Consider the following 16190-nt stretch of genomic DNA (forward strand, 5'->3'; position numbering starts at 1 on the left):
CTTCCTCGCTTGATGTGTCTTTTCAATTACTACAACGTACGCGAATTTTTGGCTGTTTGGCGTATCAGGCTTTTACACTTTTCAATGTGGAGTTTTACACTGTGAGTAAAATGGGATTCAATACCCGTCAGGTGCATGCAGACCTGTGCTTAAATACACCTGAACATGGCGCAGTTCATACCAGTACTACGAATTCAGTTTTATTCGCTTTTGATGATGCTCAAGGCATTATTGATGCGTTTCAGGGGAAAAAGGCTGCCCACGTCTATTCCCGCTCATCTTCAGGCTCAATAGCTGCATTGCAGACTATCTTGAATAGCCTGGAAGGCGGAGTGGGGGCCTTGTGTTTTGCAACCGGCATGGCAGCAATCAGTAGCACGCTGTTTGCGCTTTTGAAAGCAGGCGACCATATCATCGTAAGCCAGTACTTGTTTGGTAACACCCGATGTCTGATGGACACCCTTGATGACTTTGGTGTGCAAATTAGTTTTGTGGATGTGACCCGTATAGAAGATGTAGTGGCTGCCTATCAACCCAATACTCGAATGGTGTACACAGAAACCATTGCAAACCCGGTGACTCAGGTGGCAGACGTATCGGCAATCGGCCAGTTTTGCAAACAAAAAGCGCTTCTGTTTGTGTTGGACAATACAATGACCCCGCCCCCTCTTTTTGATGCTAAAGAGGCTGGGGCATCGTTAGTGATAAGTTCGTTGACCAAATATGTATCAGGGCACGGTAATGTTTTGGGTGGCGTTGTGGTGGATCTCGGCACCTTTAATTGGTGTGAGTACGCCAATATTAAGCCGGGCTATCAGGTAGCAGATCAACACCAGTGGGGATTAACTCAAATAAAGAAACGTGGTTTGCGGGATATAGGGGCAACACTGGCTCCTGCTTCAGCACATACCATTGCCACTGGTATGGAAACCTTGGGTTTGCGAATGCAAAAAAATTGTATTAACGCCCTCAAACTTGCGACTTTCCTCGAAAGTCATAGCAAGGTCGCAAAGGTGTACTATCCTGGTTTAGCCAACCATCCGCAGCATTTTATTGCTAGGGAAATGCTACAAGGCGGTTACGGTGCAATTTTAAGTTTAGATCTCGCTGATGGAATTGACCCTGTTGAATTTATTAATCAATTACAGTTAGTCATATGTGCGACTCATCTCGGGGATAATCGCACCCTTGCGCTTCCAGTTGCGCCCACCATATTTTTTGAAAACGGGCGAGAAGAAAGGATTAAAATGGGGATCTCAGAAGGGATGATTCGATTATCCATGGGTATTGAGGACACTCAAGATTTGATCGATGATTTTAAGCAAGCGTTAGCCGCTGTGGGAAATTAGCCTAAATTTGTAAAAAATCCGTTATTGCTGAAGCAATTTGGCTACAAACCTGATAACATGCTTTTAGCAAGTATGCGGGCATTCATTTTGTCGTATAATGTTTTGGCGAACTCTATACATAGTTGATATCTGACATGCCGCTACTTGCTCCATTCCTTTGTGTATTCATTTCCCTTTAGTCAGCGCCATTACGGCAAGTAAGACAAAAATTTAAATTTCTACAAATTAATTTGAACTAACAGGACACCTTGCTGACTAAATTAATGCAGTTAGCTAAAACAAGTGAAGTTTATCTTTGTTTGTAGCCGCTAAAGTGTGTTCCAAGTTGAGTGTGCTTGATTGCCCCGCCTAGTGCGGGGCTTTTTTATTCTACATGGCAGCTTCAATATCCTGTCGCAGTGATTTATCGTTTGGTTTCACCCGACTACCATAGTGTTTAACGATGTTCCCTTCGGCGTCGATGAGATATTTGTTAAAGTTCCAACTCGGAGCTTTGCCTGTGGCATTGGTTAACATACGATAGAGAGGATCCTGATCATCACCGGTGACCACTGTGGGTTCAAACATTGGGAATTTTACACCGTAGGTTAATTCGCAAAGTTCCGCTGTCTTGCCTTCTTCATCGGCTTCCTGATTAAAATCGTGAGATGGAAAACCAAGAATCGTGAAGTTGTCGTTTTTGTACTTTTCATACATGGCTTCCAGGCCTTCAAACTGTGGAGTAAAACCGCAATAACTCGCCGTATTAACCACCAGTACGGCTTTGCCTTTGTAGGCTTCACATAAGTTAACTGTCTCCTGGGAATTTAGTTTTCGCTTAACAAACTTTAGTACTGAGGGACAAGCATCAGCCATGGTAGTACAGGCAAATACAGACAAAGTTAGGGCGAGTAGCATTTTTTTCATATCACTCTCTTCTATATGGCGTTGATAATTCGCTATTGGCCACGTACTTCGTTCGTAACCGAGCCAAATGCGTTAACTGTGATGCCACCTTTTAGGGCGGGACGACTCACACAGTAGCATCGATAAAACTGACGTGGTGTAATGTACCTGAATGTATAATCTACCACAGTGGATTGTTTCTGTTCGGTGTTAAGCTGCCACGATAGACAATGCTGTCTTTATCGCAGTTTTCACCCACCAGAAATACCAGACTAATTCATAACACATAAAAGAAAATTTAATAATGAAAAAAATGTTAAGCATTGTGGCTACCGTAACACTCTGTGGATCACTATCCGCGTGCATGACAACGGCAGAACACGACAACAGGCCGGTCAAACCAGTTTCATCCTTGCCAGCCGTGACAATACATCCGCATGTTGTTGAGCAGCAAACCGATAATACGGCTATTACTATCGAGCAAATTATGTCGGATCCTCAGTGGATCGGACGTACACCCGTTCGTCCTGGCTGGAGCATTGATGGCAAGAAAATTGTTTACGAACAACCCATAGAAAACAGCAATTTGTACACTGTTTTTGCGGCGCCGGTGACAAGTCCGAAAAATGTGAAACCCGTCCCGTTGTCAGAAATTTATCAATATCGATTTGATGAGCGTGCCGTGAGTCCAGACGGTGATGTCACTGTTTTTCGTGTCGACAACAGTGTATTTGTGCTGAATGGCGAGAACAACATTGTTCAGTTAACCCGTGGCGGTGAGGCGTTGCGAGGTATTGGGTTTATGACTGATGGAAGAATTACCGCACGTGTTGGTAACAGCATTATCGCCATGAATATAGAAACAGGCCAGCGAGAAGTACTATTGAGTTGGGCATTTTCTGATAAACCTGAAGCAGTAACTCCGGCGAGAGACTATATCGCCAAAGAACAACAAGCACTTATTTATTATGTCGCTGAGCAACGGAGGCTGCGGGAAGCGGCCTCCCAACGAGAGCAGGACATCCGTCAGGTGAGTCTGGCCTATGCACCTGAAACCATTTATTTTAATAAAAACGATCGCCTGGTGAGTGCGTCGGTGTCGCCTGATGGCGCTTATGCGATTATCGCCACCACGGAAAATCGCGCCACAAGTGCTGATACAGATATCATGCCCCATTACATTCAGGAAGACGGAAGGATCGCTGCGTTGCGGGTGCGACAACGGGTGGCTGACAGTGAGCAAGTTCAACATGATGTGTGGCTTGTTAACTTAACATCGGGAAAAAAATCAAAACTTTCTTATTTGTCATTACCTGGTTACAACGAAGATGTTCTTGCGTCTGTAAAAGCAGAGAATGCTGCAGCTCGGGGGGAGAGCTATCAAGTAAATCGTTTGCCGCGAAAAATCAGGCTATTCAGTAGTCGAAACTTTAATAACCCCTCCATTCGCTGGCATGAAAGCGGAAAACACGTGGCGCTTATGCTGGAAGCCGCAGACAACAAAGACCGCTGGATTGTATCCGTTGATTTTAAAAACTCGGCATTTGAAGTCATGGAACGATTGCACGATGATGCATGGATAAACTACAGCCACAATCAGTTTGGTTGGTTGAAACAGTCCGCAACGCTATTTTATCAGTCAGAGCAGGATGGTTATTCACATCTCTACTTACAAAAACCTGGAGAAGCTCCCAAGCAGATAACGCGTGGCCAGTTTGTCGTTGAATCGCCGTCACTTTCTCGCGACGACGCTTTTATTTACTATACGGCAAATAAAAAGCATCCGGGGATTTACGAGGTTTACCGGGTTTCAACGCAAACAGGTGAGAGCGAAGCACTAACTGATCTAAATGGTATAACCGACTATCGTCTGAGCCCGGACAATCGCACGCTTCTGCTTACTCACAGCAAAGTAAATCGTCCTCCTGAGTTGTATATTAAACCCACAGTGCCAGATACGCCTGCAAAGCAGATTACCACTACGGTAAGTGAAACTTTTCTTTCCTTACCTTGGGCGGTACCTCAGGTTGTAGCGATCCCGTCTTCCCATTCAAAGCAACCTATATATGCGCGAATATATCTGCCGGACAACTACATGGAAGGGCCAGCGAGAAAAGCGGTGGTATTCAATCACGGAGCAGGCTATTTACAAAATGCCCATTTGGGGTGGTCTGATTATTTTCGTGAATACATGTTCAATAGCATGTTGGTTCAGCAAGGCTATGTCGTTATGGACATGGATTACCGCGCTTCTAAAGGTTACGGAAGAGATTGGCGCACGGCAATATACCGTCAGATGGGAACCCCTGAAGTTGAAGATTTACAGGACGGCGTAAACTGGCTGGTAGAAAATGCCAATGTGGACGTAAACCGCATCGGTACCTATGGAGGCTCGTATGGTGGTTTTTTAACCTTTATGTCTATGTTCAAAAAACCGGAGTTATTTGCTGCGGGGGCTGCGTTAAGACCTGTTTCAGACTGGGCACATTACAATTATGGTTATACATCAAATATTCTCAATACGCCGGATGTGGACCCTATTGCCTTTAAACGCAGCTCGCCAATTTATTTTGCAGAAGGGCTGCAAAAACCCCTGTTGATCATTGCACCTATGGTAGACAATAATGTGTTTTTTCAAGATTCTGTCAGGTTAGTTCAACGTTTGATTGAACTGGAAAAAACCGATTTCGAAACGGCGATATATCCGGTGGAACCACATGGCTTTGTTCAGCCCAGCTCATGGCTCGATGAATACAGACGGATTTATAAATTGTTCGAAACAAACTTGTAAAAGCAATACGCGCCGGCTGCAAGGCCGGTGCGGTTGATCACAAGTTATTTATTTTTCCCTTGAGACGCTTTAATTCAGGCATTACGAACAGTAAAAAGAACATTAGGCCAGCCATACCGCCGTATAAATGGGCATCGATGGCGACGGCGGCATTAATTAACGCTTCGATATCTTCTGCACTACCATATCGTTGTTCGTAAAAAATTTTCATCGTGACACCGGCCAATAATAGCCAGCCGGATTTATATCCAGCCCGAATATCCATACAGGCACCCCAGACAAAAACACCGTGAAGCGCGCCGGACAATCCAGCATACCAAATCAGATGCGGCGAGAAGCAATAAATACACAGACTTGTGAGAATAGCACACCACACAAATAGCTTAATAAAGCGCCGTATATGATAATGGGCACCATGCAGGAGGGTGAGTAAGAACAAGGCGGTAATATTTAGCAGCAAGTGATAACCATTGGTATGTACTAGATTGGCACTGAGCAGACGCCATGTCTCAAACCCCTGAATCGCGTAGCGGTCGTAGGCGAGCCAGTTGCCCGACCAAGGCTCTGAAAGCCAAGCAAGAATACACAACAATGTAAGTAATAGTGGCCCGCTAAGGGCCTGTTTATTTTCTAAAACCAAGATGAATTCTTTGAACTGCGAAACCATTAGCCGGTATCATACAAAAAAAATGAGAATAATACGCCTTACCACCTAAGGAGAAATCGATGAGCCAGGTATTGTCAACGATCAATAACCATGTAATGACCATTTCCATTAACCGGGTAGAGAAGAAAAATGCACTGACGCTCGCGATGTACCAAGATATGGCAGATGCGCTTGTGCACGCAAACGACAACGAAAGTGTAAAAGTGGTACTTATCAAGGGGGAAGGCGAAGCGTTTACTGCTGGAAACGACATTGAGTACTTTGCACAGCGCCGAGACGGTGACACCATCGCTGAGATTAATGCTTTTATGCAGGCGTTGGCGACGTGTACCTGTCCTGTGGTAGCTGAAGTTCGTGGCGTAGCAGTAGGCATAGGTACAACTTTATTGCTACATTGCGATTTGGTGTATAGTGCGCCAAATACAAGGTTTTGCCTGCCCTTCATTAACCTTGGTCTGGTTCCTGAATATGCGTCGAGCTATATTTTGCCGCGCATAGCCGGTCGCAGAAAAGCCAGCGAATGGTTGATGCTCGGGGAAGCATTTGGTGCTGACGAAGCGTTGCAATTTGGTATTCTTACTGACATTGTGCCCGCGGATAAGTTAACAGATACCGTACAGGCAGTGTGCAATAAACTTGCTGCGAAGCCTGTGTTTGCACTTCAACACACCAAGCAACTAATGAGCAACGAACACGATGCGATAGAAAAGCAAATTAGTGCAGAGTTGGACGTTTTCTTAGAAGCACTTGCCAGTGATGCGGCAAAAGAAGCCTTTGACGCATTTCTTAATAAGCGACCGGTGAACACTAAAAAGTTTAAATAATAACGGGGAACACACAGTTTGAATTTTCGTAGGGTAATGCTGTCATCAGCAATCAAAGTGGTTTGTCTTTCAATTGCGCTTTCGGTTGGCGCTCAGGCGGTGGAGAGAAATGAACCTGAAGCTGCCACGGGATATGAGAACAAGCAGGCTCATATTGGAAAAGAATATATGGTGGTTGCCGCCAATCCGTATGCGTCTTGGGCTGGTAAGAATATTGTTGAGCAAGGTGGTTCAGCCATTGATGCGGCTGTTGCCATTCAAGCGATGCTTACCTTGGTAGAGCCACAATCGTCAGGTATCGGTGGCGGAGCATTTATCCTGTATTGGGATAACAAAACCAAGACGCTGCATACCTTTGATGGGCGCGAAACTGCACCTGCAGCCGTAAACCCATATTGGTTTTACAATGGAACCAAGTCTATGAGTTGGCTTGAGGCTGTGGTAGGCGGAAAATCGGTTGGTGTGCCCGGTGCATTGCGGGCTCTGGAAACAGCGCAAAAATCTTTTGGTAAGCTTCCTTGGAAGACACTGTTTGAAGACGCTATAAACACCAGTGCCAAAGGCTTCAAAGTTTCGCCAAGACTGGCACATCTGGTGGAAATAGACAGACATCCAGGCTTAAAACAATTTCCTTCCAGCGCCACTTATTTTTATCCAGCTGGCTTACCTTTGAAAGCCGGTACTATAAAGAAAAACAAAGCGTTGGCAGACACATTGAGACATATTGCTGAAGAGGGTGCAGATTACTTTTACCAAGGCCCCATCGCGGAAAAAATAGTCAAGGCTGTTAACAATGCGCCGATTAACGCCGGTAAGATGACCTTAGAGGATCTGGCTTCCTATGAAGCTCTGAAAAAAAAGCCAATTTGTGGTGATTATCGCAACAATAAGATTTGTGGTATGGCACCACCGAGTTCTGGGGGGATAAATGTGTTCCAAATATTAAAACTCCTGGAGGGGCAGGATTTATCATCATTGTCTCCTGACAGTGTGGCTTTTATTAATTTGTTTGCTCAAGCAAGCGCGCTGAGCTACGCAGACAGAGAAAAATACGTAGCAGATAGCGATTTTGTCGATTTGCCGTTTGCAGCGTTGATTAACGACCCTTACTTGAAGCGACGGGCACAAGGTATTTCGGCAGATAAGCCGTGGAAAAAAGTCCGAGCAGGGGAACCTTATACCAACCGACCCATTAGCGTTGGCATGAATTTGGAGCAACCCAATACTAGCCATTTTTCTGTAGTAGATAAAGAAGGCAATGCTGTATCGATTACGACAAGTATTGAGTTTATGTTTGGCTCTGGCTTAATGGTTGAAGGCTTTCTGCTAAACAATCAATTAACCGATTTTTCGTTTAATCCTGAGCGCGGTGGCTGGCCTGTGGCAAATCGGGTTGAACCGGGCAAACGGCCACGCAGTGCCATGAGTCCGACAATGGTATTTGATGAAGACGGTGAATTGTCACTGGTTGTCGGCTCTCCGGGAGGTAGTCGAATTGTGAGCTATGTGGCGCAAACACTGTTTGGTGTATTGGATTTCGGTCTTAATATTCAAGAGGCAATCAACTTGCCGCGAGTGACCAACAGAAATGACTATACAGCGTTGGAAAGTAAAACGCCGCTGGTATCCTTGAAAGGCCCTCTGGAGACATTAGGCCATACCGTGAAAATCATAGATCTCAACTCAGGCCTCCACGGTATCCAACTAAAAGACGGGCAACTAATTGGTGGTGCGGATCCCCGACGGGAAGGCGTAGCGGTAGGTCAGTAGTATTACATGAAGTGATCCGGGTTAATTCGGTCAACCTTCCATTGACCGTTTTCCTGGATTAACTGCACGGTGCGTAAATCTTCAATTTTGTCATCACCATAGAAACCGCTGAAAAACAGGGTTACCGTTGCTTCTTCTGCAAACTCGTTGCGTCCTACGCGATTAGACCCCTGAGGAGATACTGTTACCTCATCGTATCGAAGGTTAATAATGTGACGCTGAACATTTCTGTTTGAATGGTATTTGCGCAACATACGAGCCATACTTGCTGAACTGAGGGATAGGGCCCGGTTGATGTTTTTGTCATGATAGATGCTATTCATAAACATCACTGCAGCATAATCCGGCGTATTTTCGTCCAGCATGCCATAGCGGCCAATTCCGGGTTCTTTTTCTTCACAGGCAGAGAGAGAGAAAAGCGATAACAATGCGAAAAGGGCGAGGGTAAAACGACGTTGTGTAATCATTACAGTTTCCATACAGCAGTAATTAATCATTGGTTTGCCACGATTCGCCTAAGTGAATAAAAAGCGACGACATACTGATGGATATAATGACAAAAAACGAGCGGGGTGGACACCCCGCAAAGCATTAATTTTTTGTGATTACTGCACTTCTTCCTGTTCAGTAAACTCTCCGGCGAACAGTGGGCTACTGAGGTATCGTTCTGTACCACTGGCTAGTAACACTACGACCACCTTGTCTTTGTTTTCCGGTTTCTCAGCAAAACGCTTAGCAGCAACAACGGCAGCGCCTGAGGAAATCCCAGCCAGAATACCTTCTTCTTTCATCAGTCGATGTACCATGGCCATGCATTCTTCATTGCTGACTTGTTCTACTTCGTCAATGAGATCTAAATCGAGATTGCCGGGAATAAATCCTGCGCCGATCCCCTGAATTTTGTGTGGTCCTGGGGTGAGGGGCTCACCATTTTTTGCTTGGGTGATAACAGGAGAATCCGTGGGTTCAACGGCCACAGATGTGATGGCTTTCCCCTTAGTGTTCTTGATATATCGGCTGACACCGGTAATAGTTCCCCCCGTGCCTACGCCAGCTACAAATGCATCAACTTTTCCATCGGTAGCATCCCAGATCTCTGGACCTGTGGTTTTCTCGTGGATTTCAGGGTTCGCAGGGTTGTCAAATTGCTGTAACAGAACGTATTTCTCTGGATCAGAATCAACGATTTCCTGGGCTGCCGCAACCGCGCCTTTCATGCCTTTGGGTGCTTCTGTGAGTACCAGATTTGCCCCCAGGGCTTTAAGTAATTTACGTCGTTCTAAACTCATGCTACTAGGCATGGTAAGCGTGAGTTTATAGCCTCTGGACGCAGCAACAAAAGCCAGTGCAATACCCGTGTTCCCACTCGTAGGTTCAACAATTTCTTTACCCGCAGTAAGCACTCCACGCTTTTCTGCGTCCCAAATCATGTTGGCGCCTATTCGGCATTTAACGCTAAAACTTGGGTTGCGCGATTCGATTTTCGCAAAGACATTTCCACCGGTGACACGGTTTAGTTTTACAAGGGGTGTTCCGCCGATAGAAAGTGAATTGTCGTCAAATACTTGCATTATGATTCCTTACCTGGTTTACGATATCTGCAGACAAGCGTGCGAGAAAACAAAAAAAGCAGTGTTCAGCACACAGATATCTGTTTTACTCCCATATAATTGATGTCAAAAAGCAAAATGAAAAGTGCTTTTTTGCTATATCTTAGTTTACTTTGCGATGAAGGCGTGATTGTCAGATCCAGACCTGCGTTAGCGCTACGTATTTGGCGGAGCCACTGAATCGCGTATCACCAGTTCACCGTCAAAAATAGCGTGTATGTCCGGTGCCACTTTTTCCCCTTTTTCTTTTTGTGTCAACTTGTTAATTAGAATGGTGGCGGCCTTGTAGCCAATGCTACCTAATGGCTGTCGATAAGTTGTCAATGAGGGAAACACTTTGGATGCAATTGAGATATCGTCCATGCCCACCACCGAGATGTCACCAGGAACGGATAGTTTTTGATAGTGCAGTTCGTGCAAGACGCCAACGGCCATTTCGTCGTTAGATGAAATGATTGCGGTGGGCCTGAGATCCTGACTTAACAGGATGGTCGCTGCGTCTTTTCCTGATTGAAAGGTGTAAAACCCCTGAGTAATGAGTGATTCGTTGACATCGACACCCTGCTCACTGAGGGCGCGTTTAAAACCTCGTTCTTTATCCATACTTGATTGTTGATCTGGATGGCCTTTGATAAATGCGATATCTCTATGCCCCATTTTTAGAAGATAACGGGTGACTTCACACGCAGCTTTTTCGTAATTAAATGACACGTAGTGTTGATGTTCCGCTTTAACAGAGCCAATACTCACGTAGGCGAGATTTCGGCTGTTTAGCATGTCAATCAAGGGTTGGTTGTCACACAATGGCGGGGGAAGAATGACACCGTCAACGAGAGTAGAATCAATGAAATGGCTTATATCTTCAACCAAAGTCGGACTTCTATATTTACAATCGTATAAAAACAATCCCATTTTACTTTCAGTACAAGATTGTAAAATTCCTTGTTGCAACTTGTTTACATAACCAGGACTGGGGTTATCTGACAACAATGCAATGAAAAAAGATCGACTCTTAGCCAGTGCTAATCCTAATGGACTTCGTTTAAAGCCCAATGCAGCAATAGAATCCTGAACTTTTTTGCGAGTTTGCTCACGTACATTGCTTTCGTTATTAATCACTCTGGAGACGGTTTTTTTTGATACGCCGGCATGTGCCGCTACATCATTGATGTTAGGTGCTTTCATATGCAAATACTAGTTTAGCTGTCAACGCGTTGCTCCCCATGAGTCTATTATTGGTTGTAACCTATACAAATAGAAAGGGAAAATGGTACCTCCGCTCTCAAAGAGGGAAGTTGCAATTATATGATTATTCTAGCTTGATGGTAAATGTTATCGGTGTCAACGTATGAATGTCGGGTCGTCTTTGGCAGGAAAACAGAGCACAAGGAAATTTCTGCCGAAACAAGGCGGCGCTTGCCGTCCAATGCTGGGTTAGCATTGTATCTACGTACGCTACCAGTTACACAGATTGTCTAGAAATGGACATTTAGTGGGTTTTAGTTAACGAGAGTAATTATTCTTCGGCCGTTTTTTTGTTTCTTTTACCACAAAGGTAGATGTTTTAATTTAAATATAACAACAACTTAATGTAAAACTCTGTGGTTCGATTGTTAGGTTGTATATTTTTTTCAAAATGACACTGGTGTCATAAGTGTTAATTATGTAATACTAAAGTTGAAATACAAACATTTATGTAACAGTCAGGCCAACAAGCATTCATCGTTACCGTCAATGTTGTTGTAATGACTTGGCAGTATTGCATTGCTGAGTTAATGGTGGAGACGAGACTTAATTGTCATGTTTAGGTTTGCATAAGTGAAATGCCAGAAAAAATTGGAGTTAAACGAGTGAAAAATCAATTTAAACTTGGGTTGCTATTCGTGCCTTCCCTCATCGTCGGTGCGGCCTGTGCTGCACCTGTGACCATAGCACATCACAATTCAATCATTCATTCTGTAGAGTTAGCGCTGCCAGCACGCACATCTGCCAATCAGTTTAATGTAATGGATTTTGGAGCAAAAGCTGATGGCAGGACACTCGATAGAAAAGCAATACAAGATGCGATTGATACTGCATCGAGAAAAGGTGGAGGCTATGTAGTCGTCCCTGAAGGTAAGTACCTGGTTGGCGGTATTATTTTGCGCTCTAATGTCTATCTAGATCTCAAGGAACACGCAGAACTGGTTGCATCTGGTGACCCGGAGGACTTTAAAGTCTGGCATGGTCAACCTACTCAGCACTGGGACGAAGGAAAGTACAAAAAGGGCGTGGAGCCAGGTTATCACTGGAATGTAGTCTCGGGCCATAATATTGAAAATGCAGGAATTATTGGCAAAGGTGTCATCAATGGAATGGGGAATGAAAAATACGTTGAATTTTATTCCAGTCATGATGATCGCTTTGAACCGAGAACATGGACGGTTGACGATTGTCGCGGTGAGTGCAGGCCTGAGCTGGTGCGATTTAATAACAGCAAAAACCTATATTTCGAAGACGTGAGCTTTGTAAATTCACCTCGATGGATTTTCCACCTCAAAGGATCTGAGAATATTTATATAGATGGTATCACTGTTGATGGTGATCTGCGGATGCCAAATAACGATGGCATTGATATTGATAGTTCCAGAAACATTACCATTAGAAATAGCTACATCAGTGTTGCAGACGATGGAATTTGTCTTAAATCGTCCGATGGCTACGGCATTATTGACAATTTGTTGGTGGAAGACACCGTCATTCGCTCAAAAAGTTCTGCCATCAAAGTAGGTAGTAATGTCGACGAAGATATGAAAAATGCGTACTTCAGAAATATACGTATCTTTGATTCTAACCGCGGCATTGGGGTTCAACAGGTGGGATATGTCGGCGGGGGTGACGTTTACGATTTTACGTATGAGAACATAGATATAGAAACCCGCTATCACGCCGACAGATGGTGGGGTAACGGAGAACCTGTTTGGATGATATCCATTCCTCGAACTGAAAATGCAGAAGTTGGGCGTATTTACAATATTCATCTGAAGGATATCACCGCAGTATCAGAGCACGGAGTGGTATTAGTGGGTCGAGAAGGCGCTCCTATTGACAATGTTCATTTTGACAATGTACATGTGCAGTATGACTTGTGGTCCCAATACCGTTGGCCGTTTAGAGAATATACGGCAGGGACTACCCATCCACAAGGTGAGAAAGTCGTTGATGGCGTAGATGGTATATATATCGAGCACGGTAAAAACATTCATTTTACAGATAGCAGTGTGTCGTTTCACGAATTGGCTGCGGATTACTATCGCGATTGTCATCGGGATACCCTTAGCCAGAATGTGAGCTACAAAGGGCTTGGCTGTGAGCAAATTCCGGCGGCGTTGAACTGGAAAGCGAGAAGTCGCCCTTTATCTAAAGTGGTTGGTCAATAAGTCATCCATTTTCCGCACTGTAACGTTGGCGTTTACCGTGGCGCCAACTTGTTGTTTTCCTTCCAATCGTTGAACGCTATTTTATAACGTGTATTCTAATATGCTTAAAATAAAGGGATACGATAATGGAACAGAGCGCAAAACCTGTATTATCTGGCACTGAAAACGAGGTTGATACCCTCAACGCAGAACCCTCGCCGGCAGAGGTGGGGGCGTTTCCTCGCAACGGCAAGGAAACCAGGGAGATCGTTACTCCCTATGCCTTTCAGGTGGCACCTGAACTATTGGGAACGCCATTGGCATCACCCATGCGACGTGCGATGGCCCAATTGTTAGATATTAGTTTTCTCTATTTTATCTCTTCAGCTAATGCGTTGATCTTTGCCCTTGTCGCTGCTGTGACTTTTCTCAAAGCGGGTAATAATTTGGCGAAGAAGTCCAGCGCTAAAGGGGTTACTCAAATATTGCGCGTGGTCGGGGTGGCAATTCTGGCCTGGTTACTGTTTACCATTGTGGACGAAGATACATCTGCACTCGCTGACACCCAGAGAGATCATGAGGCTGCTGCTGTTGTTGAGCCCCTTGTTGTTGGCGGAACCGCATTGTTGTGGCAGCAGTGTGATAACGATATGTCATGCCTAGCGTCAGTTGCCGTAGAATTTGGAGAGAGCCAAGCTGAAATTGGGGGGACGTTGCCTCGACTTGATGAGGTTTTCTCTGCATTGACACAAGATAGTGGCCTTGACGATGACCAAATTACTTCGTTGAGAACCATCATGTACGACGCTTTTCACGCGCAACAATCCATCGAAACGGCACAGCATAGCGATACTGACGATAATTTAAATGGCATTGCTGATGAAAAAGAAGCAATGCGCGTCGTGGAGAAACCGCACAATGAATCCTTTCTATCGTCCCTGCGGCAAATCATCCACGATGGAAAAAGCCTGCTAACAGAGTTAGGGTGGGGCTTTGGATGGGCGGCACTGTACTACAGTGTTTTTCCTGCAAGCCTGAAAGGTTACACTCCTGGTAAATGGCTTACCGGAATCCGGGTGTTGCGACTTGATGGCAGGTCGCCGACACTGTGGGAGAGCTTTGGCAGATACGGTGGATACGGTGCAGGTTTTGCGACTGGTTTCCTTGGCTTTTTTCAAGTGTTTTGGGACGCCAACCGACAAGCTATTCAGGATAAAATCGCCGAAACGCTGGTGGTCAGGCATGCTGGACCGAGACTGTCTACCAGCAAGCTGAATAAAGTAAAAGGAACGGAGGGAGAGGGGATTTGAATCATCATATCTACCATCTGCTCAGGGCCTGGTATCCAAGACGGGATGAATCCAATTGGGTACTGATATCTATCGTTGAGACCAAAGGGTCGTCGTATCGCAAAGCCGGTGCAATGATGCTGTTCAATGAAGATGGCGAACAGTTGGGGGTTGTTTCTGGCGGATGTCTTGAAAGTGACCTATTGCATCAGGCGCGCAAAGCCTGGTCGAGTGGCAGGGCAAAACTGGTCACATATGATATGCAGGAAGAGGGGGACATAGCCTGGCGCTTGGGCATTGGTTGTGGTGGAGAAGTCACACTGTTGTTACAGCCTGTCACTGCTAAATCAGACTACCTACAGTTGCCAAAGGTACTATTCGCACTGGCTGAAAAGAAAACCGTTGGTTATTGCCAACCCAGGAAACCTGGCGTGCCGTCTGCTTTCGTGAGCTTTGAGCCTGGCCAACGAGCGTCAGACTACTGGTTCTGGCTTAGTCCTCCACCATCACTTGCTATTTTGGGTGGGGGGGTTGATGCTCTGCCGCTTTGTGATATGGCCGCACGACTAGGTTGGGATGTGTATGTCAATGATCCACGCGCTCGCTACGCAAGAAAGGCCGATTTTGTCTCTGCAACTATAACAGAGGGAGTAAAAGCAGAAGAATTGAACCATCAGCCTTGGTTTGCTGCGTGCCAGGCCGTTGTTGTCATGCACCATCAGGTTGTGTTAGATGCTGAGGCACTGCAGGCTGTTGCTGCCGGCACGTCGGATGCGTTGCGCTACCTGGCATTGCTCGGCCCAGTACATCGCGCCAATAGAGTTTTAAAAGAAGCTAGGTTGTGTGGCAATGCTTTTTCGGTACCCCTGAGTGCTCCCGCTGGACTCGCTTTAGGTGGTGATTTGCCGGAGTCTATCGCGTTGTCTATATTAAGCGAAGCCCATGCCGCTATTTATCAAAAATCTGCAACTTCTTTGAAGGGAAAATCGTGTCAGGCCAGCTAGGCATTGTGTTGTTAGCAGCAGGAGAAAGCAAACGATACGGCGGCAACAAACTGCTTAGCGCTCATCCTCGTGGCGGCTCGTTACTCAGTTATGTCATTGATCAATACCAAGCTATTAGTTCACTGCCGCTTACCCTGGTAACGGGGAAATATCACGCTCAGATCACTGCGGCGTTGCCGGCGCAAACATCTCAGGTTGTATATAATCAATTATGGCAGGAAGGCCTCGCAGCTAGTATTGCTTGTGGGGTAAATGCGCTGATCGCCGCGAACTGGTCGCAGCACATCAGTCATGTGATGCTGGCGGTCTGTGATACGCCAGGTATCACCTCTGCGTCTTTACAACGATTGTGTGATAAACGGTTGCAATTTCCAGCCATGCGCATTGCGAGTAGATGTAATGGCCTGCTTATGGCTCCGGCTATTTTCCCTTACGTGGACTTACCGCTATTGCGTAATTTACGCGGTGATTGTGGTGCAGGCCATTTATTGCGAAGTTCACCGCAACATTGCATACCTGTGGATCATGTTGAAGCTTGGCTGGACATCGACTGCCCGCAAGATTGGAAGCAGTACACAGGATATTGAGAAAGCTCGGACTGCC

General features: G+C 45.5%; 13 protein-coding genes. 8 read left to right on the top strand and 5 right to left on the bottom strand.

Annotation, left to right across the window (positions count from 1 at the left end; translation table 11 throughout):
• The first annotated feature begins 101 nt into the window (after positions 1-101).
• Complete coding sequence (locus KO518_RS13230; protein ID WP_216026281.1) at positions 102-1349, top strand: cystathionine gamma-synthase family protein; 1248 nt, start codon at positions 102-104, stop codon at positions 1347-1349.
• 369 nt (positions 1350-1718) lie between these two features.
• On the opposite strand, the gene KO518_RS13235 is transcribed toward KO518_RS13230, so the two are convergent.
• The gene (locus tag KO518_RS13235) at positions 1719-2255 is read right to left on the bottom strand and encodes a glutathione peroxidase (RefSeq protein WP_216026282.1); all 537 of its coding nucleotides are present in this window, start codon (positions 2253-2255) and stop codon (positions 1719-1721) included.
• A gap of 283 nt (positions 2256-2538) precedes the next feature.
• On the opposite strand from KO518_RS13235, the gene KO518_RS13240 reads away from it, so the two are divergent.
• Positions 2539-5025 carry a prolyl oligopeptidase family serine peptidase gene (locus tag KO518_RS13240; RefSeq protein WP_216026283.1) on the top strand — a complete coding sequence of 829 codons (2487 nt, stop codon included), beginning with the start codon at positions 2539-2541 and terminating at the stop codon, positions 5023-5025.
• A gap of 37 nt (positions 5026-5062) precedes the next feature.
• Here KO518_RS13240 and rrtA read toward each other — a convergent pair whose 3' ends face one another.
• The gene (rrtA, locus tag KO518_RS13245) at positions 5063-5665 is read right to left on the bottom strand and encodes a rhombosortase (RefSeq protein WP_252736115.1); all 603 of its coding nucleotides are present in this window, start codon (positions 5663-5665) and stop codon (positions 5063-5065) included.
• Positions 5666-5751: 86 nt separating this feature from the next.
• On the opposite strand from rrtA, the gene KO518_RS13250 reads away from it, so the two are divergent.
• On the top strand, positions 5752-6516 hold the full coding sequence (locus KO518_RS13250) for an enoyl-CoA hydratase (RefSeq protein ID WP_216026285.1): 765 nt from the start codon (positions 5752-5754) through the stop codon (positions 6514-6516).
• 36 nt (positions 6517-6552) lie between these two features.
• Positions 6553-8286, top strand: a complete 1734-nt coding sequence (gene ggt / locus KO518_RS13255) for a gamma-glutamyltransferase (RefSeq protein WP_216026903.1) — start codon at positions 6553-6555, stop codon at positions 8284-8286.
• A gap of 2 nt (positions 8287-8288) precedes the next feature.
• Here ggt and KO518_RS13260 read toward each other — a convergent pair whose 3' ends face one another.
• From KO518_RS13260 to KO518_RS13270, 3 genes are all read right to left on the bottom strand, one after another.
• The gene (locus KO518_RS13260; protein ID WP_216026286.1) at positions 8289-8753 is read right to left on the bottom strand and encodes a hypothetical protein; all 465 of its coding nucleotides are present in this window, start codon (positions 8751-8753) and stop codon (positions 8289-8291) included.
• A 138-nt stretch (positions 8754-8891) separates the two neighbouring features.
• The gene (cysK, locus tag KO518_RS13265) at positions 8892-9857 is read right to left on the bottom strand and encodes a cysteine synthase A (RefSeq protein WP_216026287.1); all 966 of its coding nucleotides are present in this window, start codon (positions 9855-9857) and stop codon (positions 8892-8894) included.
• A gap of 195 nt (positions 9858-10052) precedes the next feature.
• Positions 10053-11081, bottom strand: a complete 1029-nt coding sequence (locus KO518_RS13270) for a LacI family DNA-binding transcriptional regulator (RefSeq protein WP_216026288.1) — start codon at positions 11079-11081, stop codon at positions 10053-10055.
• 665 nt (positions 11082-11746) lie between these two features.
• Here KO518_RS13270 and KO518_RS13275 point away from each other — a divergent pair.
• From KO518_RS13275 to KO518_RS13290, 4 genes are all read left to right on the top strand, one after another.
• The gene (locus tag KO518_RS13275) at positions 11747-13315 is read left to right on the top strand and encodes a glycosyl hydrolase family 28 protein (RefSeq protein WP_216026289.1); all 1569 of its coding nucleotides are present in this window, start codon (positions 11747-11749) and stop codon (positions 13313-13315) included.
• Positions 13316-13440: 125 nt separating this feature from the next.
• On the top strand, positions 13441-14604 hold the full coding sequence (locus KO518_RS13280) for an RDD family protein (protein ID WP_216026290.1): 1164 nt from the start codon (positions 13441-13443) through the stop codon (positions 14602-14604).
• Entirely contained in the window at positions 14601-15587 is a 987-nt protein-coding gene (locus tag KO518_RS13285) for an XdhC family protein (protein ID WP_216026291.1), read from the top strand. The genes KO518_RS13280 and KO518_RS13285 overlap by 4 nt, the downstream gene beginning before the upstream one ends.
• Entirely contained in the window at positions 15572-16174 is a 603-nt protein-coding gene (locus KO518_RS13290; protein ID WP_216026292.1) for a nucleotidyltransferase family protein, read from the top strand. Before KO518_RS13285 ends, KO518_RS13290 begins: the two co-directional genes overlap by 16 nt.
• Positions 16175-16190 lie beyond the last annotated feature (16 nt).

The sequence above is a fragment of the Aestuariibacter sp. A3R04 genome (assembly GCF_018860805.1).
Taxonomy (GTDB): Bacteria; Pseudomonadota; Gammaproteobacteria; order Enterobacterales; family Alteromonadaceae; genus Alteromonas.